This window comes from Type-D symbiont of Plautia stali (assembly GCF_001485335.1).
In the GTDB taxonomy this organism is placed as follows: domain Bacteria; phylum Pseudomonadota; class Gammaproteobacteria; order Enterobacterales; family Enterobacteriaceae; genus Pantoea; species Pantoea vagans_C.
Genome location: NZ_BBOC01000094.1, coordinates 1 through 20,413, shown reverse-complemented (window position 1 = coordinate 20,413; position 20,413 = coordinate 1). Strand labels below are relative to the sequence as shown.

Here is a 20,413-nt window from a genome sequence, read left to right as displayed (position 1 = left end):
TTGACCAAAGGCTACCTGCCAGATGCTGAGATTGTTTTCCTCGATGAAATCTGGAAAGCCGGCCCGGCTATTTTGAACACGCTGCTGACCGCCATCAACGAGCGCCGCTTCCGCAACGGTGACAGCGAAGAAAAAATCCCGATGCGCTTGTTGGTCACCGCCTCTAACGAACTGCCCGAAACCGACAGCGGACTGGAAGCGTTGTATGACCGTATGCTGATCCGTCTGTGGCTGGATAACGTGCATGAGAAGCAAAACTTCCGCAGCATGCTGACCCACCAGCAGGATGAAAACGATAATCCCGTGACGGAAGCGCTGCGTATCAGCGATGAAGAGTATCATCAGTGGCAGAAAGGCATCAGCCAGGTCAGCTTGCCCGACCATGTTTTTGAACTGATTTATCAGCTGCGTCAGCAACTGGAGAATTTACCCAGCGCGCCTTACATCTCCGACCGTCGCTGGAAAAAAGCCATTCATCTGCTGCAGGCCAGTGCGTTTTACAGCGGCCGCGTGAGCATCGGCCCGATCGATCTCATCCTGTTGAAGGATTGCCTGTGGCATGACGTAGCGTCGATGCAACTGCTGGATCGCGAAATTGACGCGCTGATGACCCAACACGCGTGGCAGCAGCAACCGATGTTGCATAAGCTCCAGCAAATCAAAGCTCGCCGCCTGGCGTTGCAACAGCAGCAGAGCGTGGCACAGGCATTGACGCTGGAAAAACACAGCGGCATGTTCAGCCGTAAACCGCATTACGAATTGCCCGCTTCGATTGGCGATGAACAGCTCACCTTAATGCTGCAACAACCGTTGACGCTGCACGATATGCAGGTGACGCACGTCCTGATTGCGCGTGAAGCGCTGAATCAATGGTTGATGAAAGGTGGCGAAATTCGCGGCAAGTTGAATGGCATTGGCTTCGGGCAAACGCTTGATTTGCTGGTGGATGCGCATCATTGCCTGACACTGCGTGATGTCAGCCTGCAATCAACACGCCTGACGCTGCCCGGCGCCAGCAGCAGCAGTGAAATACCGCAGGAAATCGTCGAAGAGTATGACGCGCTGGATGCGCAATTACGTGCACAGCGCACGCTGTTTAGCCAACATCAACGTTGCTTGTTTATCAGTGATGACTGGCTGGCACGCATCGAGACCAGCTTGCAGGATGTGGCGGAACAGCTGAAACAGGCGAAAAAATGATTTCACTGGAGACGCTGAGCGCGCTGTTGTCGATTGGCGAAACAGAGTTAATCGAAGAATTGATTATCGCGCTGCTCGCGTCACCCCAACTGGCCCTTTTTTTTGAGAAATTCCCTAGCCTGAAGCAGGCAATGATGCGCGATCTGCCTCGCTGGCGCAGCGAAATCGCCGAACAGATGAAAACCACGCCGGTGCCCGAAGCGCTGGCGCAGGAGTTCCAGCTGTTCCAGCAAATGCAGTTACTCAGTACGCGGGATTTCACCCAACAGCTTCCCCACATCATCTCGCAACTCAAAAGCCTGCCATCGCCGTTTATCGAAGAAGCCAGCAAACTGCTGCTGCACAATGAAAATGAGCAGCTGAGCAATGCGCAACATACGTTGTTTCTACAACGCTGGCGTCTGAGTCTGACGCTGCAAACTCTGACACTCAACGAAACCATCCTGGAAGAGCAGCGCGAACGCCTGATGGCCGAACTGCAACAACGAATGGCGATCAGCGGCCAACTGGCACCGATTCTGACTGATGATGACGAAGCCGCCGCCGGACGTTTATGGGACATGAGCAAAGCGCCGCTGCAGCACGGTGATTACGAGCTGATCGTGCAATATGGCGATTTTCTCGCCCAGCAGCCGGAGTTAATGAAACTGGCGCAGCAGTTGGGGCGCAGCCGTGAGGCGAAATCGGTACCTTCTCAGGATGCCCCGCTGGAAGAATTTCACCAGTGGGTACGTGAGCCAGACAATGTACCGGAAGAAGTGAGTGGCATTCACCAAAGTGATGATGTGCTGCGCCTGCTGCCGCCCGAACTGGCGGCACTGAGCATCAGTGAACTGGAGCTGGAGTTCTATCGCCGCCTGGTTGAGAAACGTCTGCTGACTTATCAGTTGCAAGGCGATGCCTGGCACGAAAAAGTCACGCTGCGTCCCGTCAGCCACCAGCAGCATGAAGAACAACCGCGTGGGCCTTTTATCGTCTGCGTCGATACCTCCGGTTCCATGGGCGGATTCAATGAACGCTGTGCGAAAGCCTTCTGCCTGGCGCTGCTGAAAGTGGCATTAGCCGATAAACGCCGCTGCTATATCATGCTGTTCGCCCATGAGGTGATCGGCTACGAGCTAACGGCCGATAGCGGCATTGAGCAGGCTATCCGTTTTCTCAGCCAACGTTTTCGTGGTGGCACCGATCTCGCCGCCTGCCTCGCCGCAGTGGTGAAACGCATGGAAGGCCCCGTCTGGGACGAAGCCGATGCGGTGATCGTGTCAGACTTTATCGCCCAACGTTTACCTGATGAGACGATTAACACCATCAAACAACGTCAACGCCAGCATCAACAGCGTTTTCATGCGGTGGCGATGTCGCTCCACGGTAAGCCGGGTATTCTGCGCATCTTCGATCATATCTGGCGCTTTGATACTGGCCTGAAAAGCCGCCTGCTGCGCCGCTGGAAACGCTAATTCATCTGGCAGAAATGCTTATTTGCTATAGTGATTAATTCGCACACTGAGCATCTGGAGCATTTTGTGACTACCGCCCAACTTCCTGCACCCACCCGCACGTTGCAGCTCTCCGGTCAAAACACCGAACAAAAACGGAGCGAGTTGCTGACGTATTTCACCCAAACCTGGGATCTCTACGAAAGCCTGTTTGATTGCCTGGCTGACGATCGCGCCTTCTTCAATAAAGCCATCTCCTTGCGCCATCCACTGATCTTCTACTTTGGCCACACCGCCACTTTCTATATGAATAAGCTCATGGCGGGGCGCTATCTGGAGGATCGCGTAGACGATCGCATCGAAGCGATGATGGCGATCGGCGTGGATGAGATGAGCTGGGATGACCTCAACGACAGCCATTATGCGTGGCCAACCATTGAAGAAGTCCGCGATTATCGTGGCAAAGTGAAAAGCCTGGTGAGTGAGTTCATTCGCACGATGCCGCTGGAACTGCCTATAACCTGGGATAGCCCAGCATGGGTGATTTTGATGGGCATCGAACACGAGCGTATTCACCTGGAAACCTCCAGCGTGCTAATCCGCCAGTTGCCGATTGACTGGGTAAAACCTCAGCCACATTGGCCCGTTTGCCCGCAGGCACGACACGATCGCAGCTCGGTTCCGGCTAATTCGCTGATCGCGATGCCCGGTGGTCACGTCCAGCAGGGAAAAACGGACGACACCTACGGTTGGGATAATGAATACGGCAGCCAGGTGGTCGATCTCAAACCCTTTAAAGCCAGTAAGATGCTGGTCAGCAACGCCGAGTTTTACCGTTTTATCGCGGCGAATGGCTACAACGAGCGCCGCTGGTGGGATGACGAAGGCTGGAGCTGGCGCGAATTTTCTGGCGCGCAGATGCCAACCTTTTGGGTTGGTGATATTTCACAACCCGATCAGCTAAAACTGCGTTTGATGACTGAAGAAGTGACCATGCCGTGGGATTGGCCCGCTGAAGTTAATCAACTGGAAGCCGCTGCGTTCTGTCGCTGGTTAGCGGAAGAAACCGGCAAATCAATCCAGCTACCTTGCGAAGCAGAATGGGCGCAACTGCGTGAACAAGTCAGCGGCGACCAACCTGACTGGCATAAGGCACCGGGCAATATCAATCTCGCGTACTGGGCCTCCTCCAATCCGGTGGATGGTTTTGCTCAGGGCGAATTTTACGACATCGTCGGCAATGTCTGGCAATGGACCACCACACCCACCAACGGATTTGAAGGCTTTAAGGTTCATCCGCTGTACGATGATTTCTCTACGCCGACCTTTGATGGCAAACATGCACTGATTAAAGGTGGCAGTTGGATCTCCACCGGTAACGAGGCGTTGAAATCTGCGCGCTATGCGTTCCGCCGTCATTTCTTCCAGCATGCAGGTTTCCGCTATGTGGTGTCTTCACACCAGGAAACCATGGCACTCAATCCGTATGAAACTGACAGCATGGTGTCGCAGTACCTCGATTTTCAGTACGGTCCCAGCTATTACGATGTGCCTAATTATGCCGCGGCGCTGGTGGAAAAACTGTTACCACACTGCCCGGTGCGCGGTCAGGCGTTGGATATCGGCTGCGCCACCGGCCGTGCCAGTTTTGAGCTGGCGCGCCATTTTGATGCCGTAACGGGTATGGATTATTCCGCGCGCTTCATTGATGTGGCGCTACAGCTAACATCCGGTGAAGATTTCCGCTACGTAGTACCGGAAGAGGGGGATCTGGTGGAGTATCGTCAGGTGCGCCTGAAAGATTTCAACCTCGACAGCGAGCAGGCACAACGTATTCAGTTTGTGCAGGGTGATGCCTGTAACCTTAAACCTCAGCCGGATCGTTACGATCTGGTATTGGCGTCCAACTTGATTGATCGTCTGCGCCAACCTCAACGTTTCCTGCAAGACATTACCCCTATGATCCGTTCTGGCGGACTGCTGGTGCTCTCTTCGCCCTACACGTGGTTAGAAGAGTTTACGCCAAAAGAAAATTGGCTGGGTGGCGTCCGCGAGAACGGCGAGGCACTGACAACCTACCAGGCTCTACAGCGTTTATTGCGTGATAAGTTCGAAGAAGTGGGCACGCCACAGGATGTGCCTTTCGTTATCCGCGAGACAGCGCGTAAGTTTCAACATACTCAAGCGCAGCTAACAATCTGGCGTAAGCGTTAAAAAAAGCGTGCAGACTGCGTCACGCGCGTGGTCTGCATCTTGCCTGCACTGCTAATTTGCTGCACATTCTCCACTGTTCATAGAAGAAGAACTCAAAGAGGATGGATGATGGCGGAACAACTGCAACTGGATAACCTTGATCGCGGCATTCTCAATGCACTACTTGAGAACGCGCGCACCGCTTATGCCGAACTCGCCAAGCAGTTCAACGTCAGCCCCGGCACCATTCATGTACGCGTCGAGAAAATGCGACAAGCGGGAATTATTTTGGGCACGCGCGTGGAAATCGATCCGCGTCAGCTTGGCTTTGATGTGTGCTGCTTTATCGGCATTATTTTGAAGAGTGCGCGTGATTATCCCGCCGCCCTGAGCAAACTGGAAGCGCTGGATGAAGTCGTCGAAGCCTGGTACACCACCGGCCACTACAGCATCTTTATTAAGGTGATGTGCCGATCAATTGATGCCTTACAACAGGTGCTGATCAACAAGATCCAGACCATTGATGAAATCCAGTCCACTGAAACGCTGATCTCGTTACAAAACCCGATCATGCGCACCATTAAGCCTTAAAATCCCCTTTTATTGTGCACAACCTTATCCCAGGCGGATCACACGCGTGATGCGCCTTGTCGCCTGATGCTTTCTGGTATTAACCCTGTTTTCCACAGGTGGATCACGGCTTGATCACAGCGTACAATGCTCGCCTTTAGTGCGGGAGATCATCATGGCCGATATTACCTTAATCAGTGGAAGTACCCTTGGCAGCGCCGAATATGTTGCCGAACATCTGGAAGAAAAACTGCAGGAAGCGGGCTTCTCAACCGAGGTGCTGCATGGCCCAGAGCTGGATGAACTGCCGCAGGAAGGAATTTGGCTGATTGTCACCTCGACGCACGGTGCGGGGGAACTGCCTGACAACTTGCTTCCTTTATATGAAGCACTGCAAGAGACACAACCGGATCTGTCTGGCGTCCGATATGGCGCAGTGGGTATCGGAAATCATGAATATGATCTTTTCTGCGGCGCTATCAAGCTGCTGGAAGAGCAGTTAAACCAACTCGGTGCCACTCGCATTGGCGATCGCCTTGAGATCGACGTGCTGGAGCATGAGATTCCAGAAGATCCGGCAGAAGTGTGGGTTACCACCTGGAAAACCCAGATTTAAGACGATCTCAGAGAGTGGGGGATCGGGAAAAAAGAACGATCCCCAGATTAATGCACTGTTTTATGCTTTTTTTATGCCACTGACTGTGGATAACATAGCCTTAATCTTGCGTATAACCGGTAGTTATCCCAAGAACAACCGATGATGCTTTTTTCATCTGTGTATAAGTAGCCTGTTTGATCCCAGCTTATACGGATCAGGATCACCGATCATTAACAGCAAGTGATCCTCTCTAATTCTCTGTAAAAAATAGGCTTTTCTGGGTTATCAACAGCCCGGTGCGATCCTAATAAGAGATCTAACAGAGAGATCATATAAAAGAATAAAGATCCTTTCTTTTAAACCGCAGGATCCCGCGGCTTTCGCAGCAGACAGAATTTCAGTAGAATCCACCGCCCAGGGCAACGATCCCTGTCCGAACACTAACGAGGACCCACTTCATGTTTTATCCAGAACCCTTTGACGTCATCGTAATCGGTGGTGGTCATGCGGGCACAGAAGCCGCGATGGCCGCTGCCCGAATGGGTCAGCAAACGCTGTTACTCACCCATAACATTGATACGCTTGGACAAATGTCCTGCAACCCAGCGATCGGTGGTATCGGAAAGGGACATCTGGTGAAGGAAGTGGATGCCTTAGGCGGTTTGATGGCCACAGCAATTGACCAGGCCGGCATCCAGTTTAGGATACTAAACGCGAGCAAAGGTCCTGCGGTACGTGCTACACGTGCTCAGGCAGACCGCGTGCTGTATCGTCAGGCCGTTCGTACGGCACTGGAAAACCAACCGAACCTGATGATCTTCCAGCAAGCGGTTGATGATCTGATCGTCGAGAACGATCGGGTGGTCGGTGCTGTGACGCAAATGGGATTAAAATTCCGGGCGAAGAGCGTGGTGCTGACTGTCGGAACATTCCTCGACGGCAAAATTCATATTGGTCTGGATAATTACAGCGGTGGCCGTGCAGGCGACCCGCCATCCATCCCATTGGCTAAACGTCTGCGTGCATTACCGCTGCGTGTTAATCGCCTGAAAACCGGTACGCCACCGCGTATTGACGCGCGTACTATCGATTTTTCCGTGCTGACCCCTCAGCATGGTGATACACCGATGCCGGTGTTCTCGTTTATGGGCAACGTTTCTCAGCATCCACAGCAAGTACCGTGCTGGATCACCTACACCAACGAACAGACCCATGATGTGATCCGTAACAACCTCGATCGTAGCCCGATGTATGCCGGGATCATCGAAGGAATCGGCCCACGTTACTGCCCATCGATCGAAGACAAAGTGATGCGCTTTGCCGATCGTAACGCCCATCAGATCTTCCTTGAGCCGGAAGGCCTGACCAGCAACGAAATCTATCCGAACGGTATCTCGACCAGCCTGCCATTTGATGTGCAGATGCAGATCGTGCGCTCGATGAAAGGGTTGGAGAATGCGAAGATCGTGCGCCCTGGCTACGCCATTGAGTACGATTTCTTCGATCCGCGTGATTTGAAGCCGACGCTGGAAAGCAAATTTATTCACGGCTTGTTCTTTGCCGGCCAAATCAACGGCACGACCGGTTATGAAGAGGCCGCAGCGCAAGGTCTGCTGGCGGGCTTGAACGCCGCACGTGCATCAGCAGACAAAGAGGGCTGGGCGCCACGCCGCGATCAGGCTTACCTCGGCGTGTTGGTCGACGATCTTTGCACCTTGGGTACCAAAGAGCCGTACCGCATGTTCACCTCGCGCGCGGAATACCGCTTGATGCTGCGCGAAGATAACGCCGACCTGCGCCTGACCGAGGCGGGCCGTGAACTGGGCTTAGTTGATGACGCGCGTTGGGCACGCTTCAACCAGAAGCTGGAGACGATTGAACAAGAACGCCAGCGACTGCGCGATCTGTGGGTACACCCAAAATCTGACAACGTGGCAGAAGTGAATACGGTGATCAGCGCGCCACTGACCAAAGAGGCCAGCGGTGAAGACCTGCTTCGTCGTCCGGAAATGACCTACGATGTACTGATGACGTTACCGAGCTACGGTCCGGCGCTGACCGACGTTCAGGCGGCAGAGCAGGTTGAGATTCAGGTGAAGTACGAAGGCTATATTGCGCGCCAGCAGGAAGAGATTGATCGCCAGCAGCGCAATGAAAACACCTTGCTGCCAGTCGATCTCGATTATCGTCAGGTCAATGGCCTGTCGAATGAAGTGATCGCGAAACTGAACGATCATAAGCCAACCTCAATTGGTCAGGCTTCGCGCATTTCAGGTATCACACCAGCGGCCATCTCCATTTTGCTGATCTACCTGAAAAAACAGGGCCTGTTGCGTAAAAGCGCCTGACAGACTTCGGGGCGAGATGACTCGCCCCCGTTAATGGAATTATCCTTGTGATTAACAAACTCTCCCAGCTGCTTGCTGCAGCAAACATTTCCCTTACCGATCAACAAAAACAGCAGCTGGTTGGCTACGTTGAGTTGCTGCATAAGTGGAACAAAGCCTACAACCTGACATCGGTGCGCGACCCGCAGCAGATGCTGGTGCGCCATATTCTCGACAGCGTGGTGGTCGAACCGCATTTACAGGGTGAGCGCTTTATTGATGTGGGAACGGGGCCAGGATTACCGGGTATTCCTTTGGCCATTGTGCGCCCGCAAGCGCATTTCACCTTACTGGATAGCTTAGGCAAGCGAATCCGTTTCCTGCGTCAGGTGCAGCATGAGTTAGGGCTTACTAACATCACCCCTGTACAGAGCCGTGTGGAGGAGTTCCCCGCTGAGCCACCGTTTGATGGCGTGATCAGTAGGGCGTTTGCTTCGCTGGAAGATATGCTGATCTGGTGTCACCATCTGCCGGGCCCTTCAGGTTACTTCTACGCGTTGAAGGGTGTGCGTCCTGATGATGAAATAGCGGCCTTACCTGCGGGCTTTACGGTCGAGAAAATCGAGTCGCTGCGCGTACCTGAACTGGATGGTGAGCGCCATCTGGTGGTGATTAAATGCCAATAGCCTTAAAAAGGGTGCGGATTTAGGACAATCAGTACCCTTTGTCTTCGAAAACCGGCTGAATAAAAAAACAGCATTTAAACACTTTCAGTCAAAAGCTTTTTTTCGGTAGGGCAGGGGATAGCCGTTAACATCCGCCACGGAAATTATCTGAAAAAGCTTGTTACATTTAACGAATAATTCACATTTCATTATCAGATAGATCACTTTATTGCCTGTATTTACCTGGCCAAATAGTCACGCGTGAAAATATAACTCTGCAATAAATCGGCGTGCGTAATATCAGTTTTACGTTTTATTGCGGCCTTTGATGTCAATAGAGTGTTTTTATCGTAAATCATAGCGTGATGTTGGATGGATTATTCTATCTTGATGAATTAGAACAATATTGACAGGCTTTGAAATCTTAAAATTCACGTTTAATACAAATTAAACCGCTGGTGTCTTGCTTATAATGTGATCTAAAGCACGCTTTAAAAGCAAGCAATCACGGCAATTTCAGACTTTTGACCGAGTCATCGCGGAAGGTGATGTTTTGAAAAATAGCCCTCCAGAAAGAAATTTAAATAATTGTTCACCTTTTCGCTACTTACCGATTGAAATCGCAGGTGGCGCCCGTATAATTTGCACGGCTTTTGCTGCTTGACTCAAATGAGTAAAGGCAGTCTTATACGACACGCGACATACCCCGTTCGGGGCAGGAGAGTTCAACGCCATGTCAGTGTCACTTTACAGTGTGAAATTAGCCCGGACCGTGCTGGTCATCCAGCTGGTGACTTTTGTCATTATCGGCGCACTCTTTACTCTGAAAGATGTCACCTGGGGCGCCTCCGCCATCGCGGGTGGAGCGGCAGCCTGGCTGCCGAATGTGTTGTTTATGTTTTTAGCCTGGCGCCTGCAGGATCAAACGCCTGCCAAAGGTCGTGTGGCCTGGAGCTTCGCCCTTGGTGAAGTGTTGAAGGTGTTCACGACGGTCATTCTTCTCATGGTGGCGTTAGGTGTGTTTGGAGCGGTCTTCTGGCCACTCGCAATCACTTGGTTATCGGTGCTGGTGGTGCAGATCGTCGCGCCGGCTGTAATTAACAACAAAGGGTAAGAGGCATCATGGCTGCTGGAGAAATCTCTACTCCGCAAGAATACATAGGTCACCACCTGAATAACCTTCAGTTGGACCTGCGTACTTTCGAGTTGGTGAATCCGCACGACGCTCCTGCGACGTTCTGGGTATTAAATATCGATTCCATGTTTTTCTCTGTGGTACTGGGACTGATTTTCCTGGTGTTGTTCCGTAAAGTGGCAAAAAGCGCCACCAGCGGTGTTCCAGGGAAATTACAAGCGGCTATCGAGCTGGTTGTCGGTTTCGTTGATAACAACGTGCGCGACATGTACCACGGCAAAAGCAAACTTATCGCCCCGCTGGCTCTGACGATTTTTGTCTGGGTCTTCCTGATGAACTTCATGGATCTGCTGCCTATCGACCTGCTGCCGTTTATCGGTGAGCACTATTTAGGCCTGCCAGCGCTGCGCGTTGTGCCGTCTGCAGATGTGAACATCACGCTGTCTATGGCGTTGGGCGTCTTTATTTTGATTCTGTTCTACAGCATCAAAATGAAAGGCATTGGCGGCTTCACCAAAGAACTGACGCTGCAGCCTTTTAATCACCCGATCTTCATCCCAATCAACCTGATTCTCGAAGGTGTTAGCCTGCTGTCTAAACCGGTTTCACTCGGTCTGCGACTGTTCGGCAACATGTATGCGGGTGAGCTGATCTTTATCCTGATTGCCGGCTTGCTGCCGTGGTGGTCGCAGTGGGTGTTGAATGTGCCATGGGCCATTTTCCACATCCTGATCATTTCGCTGCAGGCTTTCATTTTCATGGTCCTCACGATTGTCTATCTGTCGATGGCATCTGAAGAACATTGATTTTTTTATCTCAACACTAAGCTTTTAACTGAAACAAACTGGAGACTGTCATGGAAAACCTGAATATGGATCTGCTGTACATGGCTGCCGCTGTGATGATGGGCCTGGCGGCAATCGGTGCTGCGATCGGTATCGGCATCCTCGGGGGCAAATTCCTGGAAGGCGCAGCGCGTCAGCCGGATCTGATTCCTCTGCTGCGTACGCAGTTCTTTGTTGTAATGGGTCTGGTGGATGCAATCCCAATGATCGCTGTAGGTCTGGGTCTCTACGTGATGTTTGCGGTCGCCTAAACCTGGTAGCCTTGTTCACTCATGGCACCCGGTGTGATGAGGAACGGATTCTGCCGTCTATCGCTGATAGCGGCAGAGCAAGTTAACTTAATAAGAGGCATTGTGCTGTGAACATTAATGCAACAATCCTCGGCCAGGCCATCGCGTTCATTCTGTTTGTCGCGTTCTGCATGAAGTACGTATGGCCGCCGATTATGGCTGCCATCGAAAAGCGCCAGAAAGAAATTGCTGAAGGCCTTGCTTCTGCTGAGCGCGCGAAGAAAGATTTAGATCTCGCGCAGGCCAATGCGACCGACCAGCTGAAGAAAGCGAAAGAAGACGCTCAAGTCATTATCGAGCAGGCGAACAAACGCCGTGCCCAGATTCTGGACGAAGCGAAAACCGAAGCTGAGACTGAACGTAACCGCATCGTGGCACAAGCGCAGGCAGAAATTGATGCCGAGCGTTCACGTGCCCGTGAAGAGCTGCGTAAGCAAGTCGCGTTGCTGGCATTAGCTGGCGCCGAGAAAATCATCGAACGTTCCGTGGATGAAGCTGCTAACAGCGACATCGTTGATAAACTGGTCGCTGAACTGTAAGGAGGGAGGGGCTGATGTCTGATCTGATTACTGTAGCTCGCCCCTACGCCAAAGCAGCTTTTGACTTTGCTGTTGAGCATCAAAGCATCGATCGCTGGCAGACTATGCTGGCGTTTGCCGCAGAAGTGGCTCGCAACGAACAGATGGCAGATCTTCTTTCCGGTGCAATCGCGCCGGAAGCTTTGTCTGCATCTTTCAATGCAGTGTGTGGCGATCAACTTGATGAACCCGCTCAGAACCTGATTAAGGTGATGGCGGAAAACGGACGTTTGACAGCACTTCCAGCGGTACTGGAACAGTACATTCAACTGCGCGACGCTTATGAAGCGACCGCCGAAGTTGATGTGATTTCTGCCAGTACCCTGAGTGACAGCCAGCTGACGAAAATCAGCGCCGCGATGGAAAAACGTCTGTCACGCAAAGTTAAGCTGAATTGCAAAATTGACAAGTCTGTAATGGCAGGTGTGGTTATCCGTGCGGGTGACCTGGTCATTGATGGTAGCGTACGCGGCCGTCTTGATCGTCTGGCAGACGTCTTGCAGTCTTAAGGGGACTGGAGCATATGCAACTGAATTCCACCGAAATCAGCGAACTGATCAAGCAGCGCATTGCTCAGTTCAATGTAGTGAGCGAAGCTCACAACGAAGGTACTATTGTTTCTGTAAGTGACGGTATCATCCGCGTGCACGGCCTGGCCGATGTGATGCAGGGTGAGATGATTGCCCTGCCGGGTAACCGTTACGCTATCGCACTGAACCTCGAGCGTGACTCGGTTGGTGCAGTAGTGATGGGCCCGTACGCTGACCTCGCCGAAGGCATGAAGGTTAAATGTACTGGTCGTATTCTTGAAGTTCCAGTTGGCCGTGGCCTGCTGGGCCGTGTGGTGAACACCCTGGGTGCACCGATCGACGGTAAAGGCGCAATCGACAACGACGGCTTCTCGCCTGTTGAAGTGATTGCACCGGGCGTTATCGACCGTCAGTCAGTAGACCAGCCTGTTCAGACCGGTTACAAATCTGTCGATGCGATGATTCCAATCGGCCGTGGCCAGCGTGAGCTGATCATCGGTGACCGTCAGACCGGTAAAACCGCAATGGCAATCGACGCCATCATCAACCAGCGCGATTCAGGCATCAAGTGTGTCTACGTTGCGATTGGTCAGAAAGCGTCAACCATTTCTAACGTGGTACGTAAGCTGGAAGAGCACGGTGCGCTGTCTAACACCATCGTGGTTGTTGCTTCTGCTTCTGAATCCGCTGCACTGCAATACCTGGCGCCATACGCCGGTTGCGCAATGGGTGAATACTTCCGTGACCGCGGTGAAGATGCACTGATCGTGTACGATGACCTGTCTAAGCAGGCTGTTGCTTACCGTCAGATTTCTCTGCTGCTGCGCCGTCCACCAGGCCGTGAAGCATTCCCAGGCGACGTGTTCTATCTCCACTCTCGTCTGCTGGAGCGTGCATCACGCGTGAGCGCTGACTACGTTGAGCGTTTCACTAACGGTGCGGTGAAAGGCCAGACCGGTTCTCTGACCGCATTGCCGATCATTGAAACCCAAGCGGGTGACGTTTCTGCGTTCGTTCCGACTAACGTAATCTCGATTACCGATGGTCAGATCTTCCTGGAATCAAACCTGTTCAACTCCGGTATTCGTCCGGCCGTTAACCCGGGTATCTCTGTATCCCGTGTTGGTGGTGCTGCACAGACCAAGATCATCAAGAAACTGTCCGGTGGTATCCGTACCGCTCTGGCACAGTATCGTGAACTGGCTGCGTTCTCTCAGTTCGCATCTGATCTGGACGATGCAACGCGTAAACAGCTGAGTCACGGTCAGAAAGTGACCGAGCTGCTGAAACAGAAACAGTATGCGCCGATGTCTGTCGCGCAACAGGGTCTGGTGCTGTTTGCTGCTGAGCGCGGCTTCCTGAACGACGTTGAACTGGCGAAAATCGGTAGCTTCGAAGCCGCTCTGCTGGCGTTCGCGGATCGCGATCACGCTGAGCTGATGGCTGAAATCAACCAAGCGGGCAACTTTAATAACGAAATCGAAGAGAAGCTGAAAGGCCTCCTCGAAACGTTTAAAGCAACCCAGTCCTGGTAATGTCTGGCGGCTTGTCTGAAAAGGCAGGCCGCAAGGCTTTGAGGAGAAGCTAATGGCCGGTGCAAAAGAAATACGTACCAAGATTGGAAGCGTAAAAAATACGCAGAAGATCACCAAAGCGATGGAAATGGTCGCCGCCTCCAAAATGCGTAAAACGCAGGAACGCATGGCGGCCAGCCGTCCGTATGCAGATACTATGCGCAAAGTGATTGGTCACCTTGCCTTGGGTAATCTGGAATACAAGCACCCTTACCTGGATGAGCGTGACGTTAAGCGCGTCGGCTACCTGGTCGTTTCGACTGACCGCGGGCTTTGTGGTGGTTTGAACATTAACCTGTTCAAAAAATTGCTGGCAGATATGAAGAGCTGGACGGATAAAGGTGTACAGAGCGATCTGGCCATTATCGGTTCTAAAGGCAATTCATTCTTCGGCTCTGTTGGTGGCAACATCGTGGCACAGGTCACTGGTATGGGCGATAAGCCTGCACTGTCTGATCTTATCGGCCCAGTAAAAGTGATGTTGCAGGCCTATGATGAAGGTCGCATCGACAAGCTGTATATCGTCGGCAACAAGTTTAATAACACCATGTCTCAGACTCCGACCATTACCCAACTGCTGCCGTTACCGCCAGCGGAAGGTGAAGAAGAGATGAAGGCGAAGACCTGGGATTACCTGTACGAACCCGATCCGAAAGCGCTGCTGGATACTCTGCTGCGCCGTTATGTCGAATCGCAGGTTTATCAGGGTGTGGTGGAAAACCTGGCCAGTGAGCAGGCCGCACGTATGGTGGCAATGAAAGCTGCAACCGATAACGGCGGAAACCTGATCAAAGAGCTGCAGTTGGTTTACAACAAAGCTCGTCAGGCCAGCATCACCCAGGAACTTACCGAGATCGTCTCGGGAGCCTCCGCGGTTTAACCAGGCATATATCCTGTCGCGCGAGCGCGGCCGGATATTCTCGTATTAGGTAGAGGATTCAAGATGGCAGCTGGAAAGATTGTCCAGATTATCGGCGCCGTAGTTGACGTCGAATTCCCTCAGGACGCAGTACCGCAGGTATATAGCGCTCTTGAGGTTCAAAATGGTGACGCTCGTCTGGTGCTGGAAGTTCAGCAGCAGCTGGGTGGTGGCGTGGTGCGTACCATCGCCATGGGTACTTCTGATGGCCTGAAGCGCGGCCTGCAAGTAACCGACCTGAAAAAACCGATCCAGGTACCGGTTGGTAAAGCAACCCTCGGCCGTATCATGAACGTATTGGGTGAACCAATCGACATGAAAGGCGACCTGCAGAATGAAGACGGCACCACTGTAGAGGTTTCCTCTATTCACCGTGCTGCGCCTTCTTATGAAGATCAGTCTAACTCGCAAGAGCTGCTGGAAACCGGCATCAAGGTTATCGACCTGATGTGTCCGTTCGCTAAGGGCGGTAAAGTCGGTCTGTTCGGTGGTGCGGGTGTAGGTAAAACCGTAAACATGATGGAGCTGATCCGTAACATCGCGGCTGAGCACTCAGGTTATTCGGTATTTGCTGGTGTGGGTGAGCGTACTCGTGAGGGTAACGACTTCTACCACGAAATGACTGACTCCAACGTTATCGATAAAGTAGCGCTGGTGTATGGCCAGATGAACGAGCCGCCGGGTAACCGTCTGCGCGTAGCACTGACCGGCTTGACCATGGCGGAAAAATTCCGTGATGAAGGCCGTGACGTTCTGCTGTTCATCGACAACATCTATCGTTACACCCTGGCCGGTACTGAAGTATCAGCACTGCTGGGTCGTATGCCATCTGCGGTAGGCTACCAGCCAACACTGGCAGAAGAGATGGGTGTGTTGCAGGAGCGTATTACCTCCACTAAGACCGGTTCAATCACCTCTGTACAGGCCGTTTACGTTCCTGCGGATGACTTGACTGACCCGTCACCAGCAACCACCTTTGCTCACCTGGACTCAACCGTTACGCTGAGCCGTCAGATCGCCTCTCTGGGTATCTACCCAGCCGTTGACCCGCTGGATTCAACCAGCCGTCAGCTGGATCCACTGATCGTGGGTCAGGAGCACTATGATGTTGCGCGTGGCGTGCAGTCTCTGCTGCAGCGTTACCAGGAACTGAAAGACATCATCGCCATCTTGGGTATGGACGAGCTGTCTGAAGAAGACAAACTGTTGGTGGCACGTGCGCGTAAGATTCAGCGCTTCCTGTCTCAGCCGTTCTTCGTTGCTGAAGTCTTCACCGGTTCTCCAGGTAAGTACGTGACCCTGAAAGACACTATTCGTGGCTTCAAAGGCATCATGGAAGGCGAATTCGACCACCTGCCAGAGCAGGCGTTCTACATGGTCGGCGCTATCGACGAAGCTGTAGAAAAAGCGAAGAAACTGTAATAACGGTTTCCCAGGAGGAAGAGTATGGCTATGACTTATCATCTGGACGTTGTCAGCGCGGAGCAGCAAATGTTCTCCGGTCTGGTAGAGCGTATCCAGGTGTCAGGTAGCGAAGGTGAGCTGGGTATTTACCCTGGCCACGCCCCGCTGCTGACAGCCATCAAGCCTGGTATGATTCGCATCGTGAAACAGCACGGCGAAGAGGAGTATATCTACCTCTCTGGCGGCGTGCTGGAAGTACAGCCGGGTAGCACGACCGTTCTGGCCGACACTGCGATTCGCGGTGAAGACCTTGACGAAGCGCGCGCGCTGGAAGCGAAACGTAAAGCAGAAGAGCACATGAACAGCAGCCACGGCGACGTGGACTATGCTCAGGCTTCTGCGGAACTGGCGAAAGCTATCGCAAAACTGCGTGTAATCGAGCTGACCAAAAAAGCGATGTAATCAGGCTTTATGCGTCATGAAATGCCGGCCCATTGGGCTGGCATTTTTTTTGCCCGCTGCGCCGCACGACAAATTGCACTGAGTAAGTTTCGGCTCGGGCATTTAACCCCACTAAAGTCGTGTAACAGCGTTGCCGGATTGCCCTTTATGGCGGCCACCCGCACGGTCTCGCCCCTTTCATCTTTATCCGCTAATTTCGCCCCGAGAAAAATGTAGTAATCTCAGAGGTAAACCTTACACTTTCGAAAGATAAATTGAGTCTGGATAGTTATGTCTACAAGCGCAATGAGTGTGGTGATCCTGGCCGCTGGCAAAGGCACCCGAATGTATTCCGATCTGCCAAAAGTGTTGCATACCCTGGCAGGTAAACCGATGGTTCAGCACGTGATCGATGCAGCAACCGGCCTTGGCGCTCAGCATGTGCATCTGGTCTATGGCCACGGTGGCGATCTGCTACAAGAGAAGCTGGCACACAACAGCCTGAACTGGGTACTGCAGGCAGAGCAACTCGGTACGGGCCATGCGATGCAGCAGGCGGCACCGTTCTTTGCCGATGACGAAGATATCCTGATGCTGTATGGCGATGTGCCGCTGATCTCCCAGCCGACATTGCAGCGCCTGCGCGAGGCTAAGCCGGAAGGCGGCATTGGTCTGCTGACGGTGGTGCTGGATAATCCAACCGGTTATGGCCGCATCGTGCGTGAAAACGGCACCGTCACCGGAATTGTCGAGCAGAAAGATGCCTCACCCGAGCAGCTGAAAATCCCTGAGATCAACACCGGCATCCTGATTGCCAGTGGCAGGGATCTCAAGCGCTGGTTGGCCAAGCTCGATAACAATAATGCGCAGGGTGAATTCTACATCACCGATATCATTGCGATGGCGCACCATGAAGGTCGCGTGATCAATGCCGTCCATCCGGCTCGTATCAGTGAAACCGATGGCGTGAACAACCGCCTGCAACTGGCGACGCTTGAACGCGCCTACCAAAGTGAGCAGGCAGAAAAACTGCTGCTGGCGGGCGTGATGCTGCGCGATCCAGCTCGTTTCGATCTGCGCGGCACCCTGCAACATGGTCGTGATGTGGAGATCGATACCAACGTCATCATTGAAGGCCGTGTCACGCTGGGCAACCGCGTCAAGATAGGCGCTGGGTGCATCATCAAAAACAGCGTAATTGGAGATGATTGTGAAATCAGCCCCTATTCCGTTATTGAAGATGCCACGCTGGCCACCGCTTGTACGGTTGGACCCTTTGCGCGTCTGCGTCCTGGCAGCGAGTTGGCGGAAGAGGCACACGTCGGCAATTTCGTTGAGATGAAAAAAGCCACCTTGGGCAAAGGCTCTAAAGCGGGCCATCTTTCTTATCTCGGTGACGCAGAGATCGGTGCGGGCGTGAATATCGGCGCGGGTACCATCACCTGTAACTACGATGGCGCGAACAAATCGAAAACCATTATCGGCGACAACGTGTTTGTGGGTTCCGATACTCAGCTGGTGGCACCGGTCACGGTGGCGGCGGGCGCGACTATTGCAGCGGGCACCACCGTCATGAAAGACGTGTTAGCGGATGATCTGGTCTACAACCGCAAAGAACAGAACCAAAAATCGGGCTGGCAGCGCCCGGTTAAGAAAAAATAAATTTAAAAGGGTCGGCAAAGATCGGCCCGAAAAAAATACCCAAAATAATTCAAGCTGCAGCAAGGCGGCAAGAGCGTGAATCCCCTGGAGCTTACATGAGTAAGTGACCGGGGTGAGCGCTCGCAGCCAACGCACCTGCAACTCGAAGTATGAAGGGTATATCCCCAACTCTCTACAAGGCTCGGGGAACAATCAGGTCAAAAGACAACGCAATGGCCGAAAGCCATGAAGTCAGGAAATTATTATGTGTGGAATTGTTGGTGCAGTAGCGCAGCGTGACATCGCAGAAATTCTGCTGGAAGGTCTGCGTCGTCTTGAATATCGCGGTTATGACTCTGCTGGTCTGGCAGTGGTTGACCGTCAAGGCCATATGACGCGTCTGCGTCGTCTGGGTAAAGTGGCGAATCTGGCAGAAGCGGCTGAACAGCAACCGCTGATTGGCGGTACCGGTATCGCGCACACGCGTTGGGCAACACACGGCGAGCCGTCAGAAGCCAATGCGCATCCGCATATCTCTGAGCACATCATCATTGTGCATAACGGCATCATTGAGAACCATGAGCCACTGCGCGCCCTGATGATCGAACGTGGCTATAGCTTCGCTTCAGAAACCGATACCGAAGTGGTCGCGCATCTGGTGCACTGGGAGCAAAAGCAGGGCGGCACACTGCGCGAAGTAGTGTTGCGCGTTATCCCGCAACTGCGTGGCGCTTATGGCATGGTGATCATGGACAGCCGCGATCCCTCCGTGCTGGTTGCCGCCCGTTCCGGTAGCCCGCTGGTGATTGGCCGCGGCGTGGGTGAAAACTTTATCGCTTCCGATCAGCTGGCCCTGCTGCCGGTGACTCGCCGCTTTATGTATCTGGAAGAGGGCGATATCGCCGAGATTACCCGTCGTGAAGTCACCATTATCGATCGTCATGGTAAACCCGCGAAACGCGCGGAAATCGAATCCACTGCGCAGTACGATGCCGGTGATAAAGGCGCCTATCGCCACTACATGCAGAAAGAGATCTACGAGCAGCCAAACGCGATTAAAAACACCATCACCGGTCGTTTTAATCACGGGCAAATCGATCTCAGCGAACTGGGTGCCAATGCCGAAGCGTTGCTGAGCCAGGTTGAGCACATCCAGATTATCGCCTGCGGCACCTCATATAACTCTGGGATGGTGTCACGCTACTGGTTCGAGTCGCTGGCCAACATCCCTTGCGATGTAGAGATCGCCTCTGAATTCCGCTACCGCAAATCCGCCGTGCGTAAAAACAGCCTGCTGATCACCCTGTCGCAATCGGGTGAGACGGCTGACACGCTGGCTGCCCTGCGCCTGTCAAAAGAGTTGGGTTATCTTGGCTCGCTGGCTATCTGTAACGTTGCCGGTTCTTCACTGGTGCGTGAATCGGATCTGGCGCTGATGACCAAAGCCGGTACTGAAATCGGTGTCGCCTCGACCAAAGCATTTACCACGCAGCTGGCAGTGTTGCTGATGCTGGTGGCGAAACTTGGCCGACTGCACGGCATGAAGCCGCAAACCGAGCATGAGATTGTGCATGCGCTGCAGGCATTGCCGAGCCGCATCGAGCAGATGCTGGCACAGGATAAGGTGATTGAGAGCTTGGCTGAAGGATTCTCCGACAAGCATCACGCGCTGTTCCTTGGCCGTGGCGATCAGTACCCAATCGCCATGGAAGGCGCGCTGAAGCTGAAAGAGATCTCCTATATTCATGCTGAAGCCTACGCGGCCGGAGAGCTGAAACACGGCCCGCTGGCGCTGATTGATGCCGATATGCCGGTGATCGTCGTTGCACCGAATAACGAGCTGCTGGAGAAGCTGAAATCCAACATTGAAGAGGTACGCGCACGCGGCGGTCTGCTGTATGTGTTTGCCGATCAGGATGCCGGCTTTACGGACAGTGATGGCATGAAAATTATCTCTCTGCCGCACGTTGAAGAAGTGATTGCACCGATCTTCTATACCGTTCCTTTGCAGCTGCTTTCATATCATGTTGCGCTGATCAAAGGCACCGACGTTGACCAGCCGCGTAA

General features: G+C 53.0%; 18 protein-coding genes. All 18 read left to right on the top strand.

The genetic code is table 11. The annotated features are described in order from the left end of the window. Positions 1 to 1,200: ATPase RavA (gene ravA / locus PSSD_RS22195; RefSeq protein WP_058973704.1), on the top strand; the 1,200-nt coding region annotated here is incomplete at its 5' end. Beyond that, a complete protein-coding gene (gene viaA, locus PSSD_RS22190; RefSeq protein WP_058973703.1) occupies positions 1,197 to 2,657 on the top strand; it encodes an ATPase RavA stimulator ViaA in 1,461 nt (486 codons plus the stop codon). The genes ravA and viaA, both read left to right, overlap by 4 nt. A gap of 66 nt (positions 2,658 to 2,723) precedes the next feature. Next, positions 2,724 to 4,850 (top strand): 5-histidylcysteine sulfoxide synthase, encoded by a 2,127-nt coding sequence (gene ovoA, locus PSSD_RS22185; protein ID WP_058973702.1) that lies wholly within the window; start codon positions 2,724 to 2,726, stop codon positions 4,848 to 4,850. A 108-nt stretch (positions 4,851 to 4,958) separates the two neighbouring features. After that, the gene (gene asnC / locus PSSD_RS22180; RefSeq protein ID WP_034830053.1) at positions 4,959 to 5,420 is read left to right on the top strand and encodes a transcriptional regulator AsnC; all 462 of its coding nucleotides are present in this window, start codon (positions 4,959 to 4,961) and stop codon (positions 5,418 to 5,420) included. A gap of 154 nt (positions 5,421 to 5,574) precedes the next feature. Beyond that, positions 5,575 to 6,015 (top strand): FMN-binding protein MioC, encoded by a 441-nt coding sequence (mioC, locus tag PSSD_RS22175; RefSeq protein ID WP_039332970.1) that lies wholly within the window; start codon positions 5,575 to 5,577, stop codon positions 6,013 to 6,015. A gap of 440 nt (positions 6,016 to 6,455) precedes the next feature. Next, entirely contained in the window at positions 6,456 to 8,345 is a 1,890-nt protein-coding gene (gene mnmG / locus PSSD_RS22170) for a tRNA uridine-5-carboxymethylaminomethyl(34) synthesis enzyme MnmG (protein WP_058973701.1), read from the top strand. Positions 8,346 to 8,392: 47 nt separating this feature from the next. Continuing rightward, entirely contained in the window at positions 8,393 to 9,010 is a 618-nt protein-coding gene (gene rsmG, locus PSSD_RS22165) for a 16S rRNA (guanine(527)-N(7))-methyltransferase RsmG (protein ID WP_058973700.1), read from the top strand. Between the two features lie 712 nt (positions 9,011 to 9,722). Next, positions 9,723 to 10,103, top strand: a complete 381-nt coding sequence (gene atpI / locus PSSD_RS22160; RefSeq protein WP_039332977.1) for a F0F1 ATP synthase subunit I — start codon at positions 9,723 to 9,725, stop codon at positions 10,101 to 10,103. 8 nt (positions 10,104 to 10,111) lie between these two features. Then, positions 10,112 to 10,930, top strand: a complete 819-nt coding sequence (atpB, locus tag PSSD_RS22155; protein WP_039332979.1) for a F0F1 ATP synthase subunit A — start codon at positions 10,112 to 10,114, stop codon at positions 10,928 to 10,930. A 50-nt stretch (positions 10,931 to 10,980) separates the two neighbouring features. Further along, positions 10,981 to 11,220: a F0F1 ATP synthase subunit C gene (atpE, locus tag PSSD_RS22150; protein WP_003849523.1), complete on the top strand. Its 240-nt coding sequence runs from the start codon at positions 10,981 to 10,983 to the stop codon at positions 11,218 to 11,220. Positions 11,221 to 11,327: 107 nt separating this feature from the next. Beyond that, positions 11,328 to 11,798, top strand: a complete 471-nt coding sequence (gene atpF / locus PSSD_RS22145) for a F0F1 ATP synthase subunit B (RefSeq protein WP_007893603.1) — start codon at positions 11,328 to 11,330, stop codon at positions 11,796 to 11,798. Positions 11,799 to 11,812: 14 nt separating this feature from the next. Then, on the top strand, positions 11,813 to 12,346 hold the full coding sequence (gene atpH / locus PSSD_RS22140) for a F0F1 ATP synthase subunit delta (protein WP_039332998.1): 534 nt from the start codon (positions 11,813 to 11,815) through the stop codon (positions 12,344 to 12,346). A gap of 14 nt (positions 12,347 to 12,360) precedes the next feature. Next, positions 12,361 to 13,902, top strand: coding sequence for a F0F1 ATP synthase subunit alpha (gene atpA, locus PSSD_RS22135; RefSeq protein WP_039333000.1), 1,542 nt, complete (start codon positions 12,361 to 12,363; stop codon positions 13,900 to 13,902). A gap of 52 nt (positions 13,903 to 13,954) precedes the next feature. Beyond that, complete coding sequence (atpG, locus tag PSSD_RS22130; protein WP_039333002.1) at positions 13,955 to 14,821, top strand: F0F1 ATP synthase subunit gamma; 867 nt, start codon at positions 13,955 to 13,957, stop codon at positions 14,819 to 14,821. Between the two features lie 63 nt (positions 14,822 to 14,884). Further along, positions 14,885 to 16,282, top strand: coding sequence for a F0F1 ATP synthase subunit beta (atpD, locus tag PSSD_RS22125; RefSeq protein ID WP_039333004.1), 1,398 nt, complete (start codon positions 14,885 to 14,887; stop codon positions 16,280 to 16,282). Between the two features lie 24 nt (positions 16,283 to 16,306). Then, positions 16,307 to 16,726, top strand: coding sequence for a F0F1 ATP synthase subunit epsilon (locus PSSD_RS22120; protein ID WP_034830038.1), 420 nt, complete (start codon positions 16,307 to 16,309; stop codon positions 16,724 to 16,726). Positions 16,727 to 16,996: 270 nt separating this feature from the next. Further along, positions 16,997 to 18,367 (top strand): bifunctional UDP-N-acetylglucosamine diphosphorylase/glucosamine-1-phosphate N-acetyltransferase GlmU, encoded by a 1,371-nt coding sequence (gene glmU, locus PSSD_RS22115; protein ID WP_058973699.1) that lies wholly within the window; start codon positions 16,997 to 16,999, stop codon positions 18,365 to 18,367. Between the two features lie 244 nt (positions 18,368 to 18,611). Next, positions 18,612 to 20,413, top strand: a 1,802-nt coding sequence (gene glmS, locus PSSD_RS22110) for a glutamine--fructose-6-phosphate transaminase (isomerizing) (protein ID WP_058973698.1), incomplete at its 3' end; no start/stop codon positions are given.

Bases quoted from the DNA above. Each gene is read 5' to 3' on its own strand.
- viaA (WP_058973703.1), top strand. From the start codon at position 1,197: ATGATTTCACTGGAGACGCTGAGCGCGCTGTTGTCGATTGGCGAAACA.
- asnC (WP_034830053.1), top strand. From the start codon at position 4,959: ATGGCGGAACAACTGCAACTGGATAACCTTGATCGCGGCATTCTCAAT.
- mioC (WP_039332970.1), top strand. From the start codon at position 5,575: ATGGCCGATATTACCTTAATCAGTGGAAGTACCCTTGGCAGCGCCGAA.
- mnmG (WP_058973701.1), top strand. From the start codon at position 6,456: ATGTTTTATCCAGAACCCTTTGACGTCATCGTAATCGGTGGTGGTCAT.
- atpI (WP_039332977.1), top strand. From the start codon at position 9,723: ATGTCAGTGTCACTTTACAGTGTGAAATTAGCCCGGACCGTGCTGGTC.
- atpB (WP_039332979.1), top strand. From the start codon at position 10,112: ATGGCTGCTGGAGAAATCTCTACTCCGCAAGAATACATAGGTCACCAC.
- atpE (WP_003849523.1), top strand. From the start codon at position 10,981: ATGGAAAACCTGAATATGGATCTGCTGTACATGGCTGCCGCTGTGATG.
- atpH (WP_039332998.1), top strand. From the start codon at position 11,813: ATGTCTGATCTGATTACTGTAGCTCGCCCCTACGCCAAAGCAGCTTTT.
- atpA (WP_039333000.1), top strand. From the start codon at position 12,361: ATGCAACTGAATTCCACCGAAATCAGCGAACTGATCAAGCAGCGCATT.
- atpG (WP_039333002.1), top strand. From the start codon at position 13,955: ATGGCCGGTGCAAAAGAAATACGTACCAAGATTGGAAGCGTAAAAAAT.
- atpD (WP_039333004.1), top strand. From the start codon at position 14,885: ATGGCAGCTGGAAAGATTGTCCAGATTATCGGCGCCGTAGTTGACGTC.
- PSSD_RS22120 (WP_034830038.1), top strand. From the start codon at position 16,307: ATGGCTATGACTTATCATCTGGACGTTGTCAGCGCGGAGCAGCAAATG.
- glmU (WP_058973699.1), top strand. From the start codon at position 16,997: ATGTCTACAAGCGCAATGAGTGTGGTGATCCTGGCCGCTGGCAAAGGC.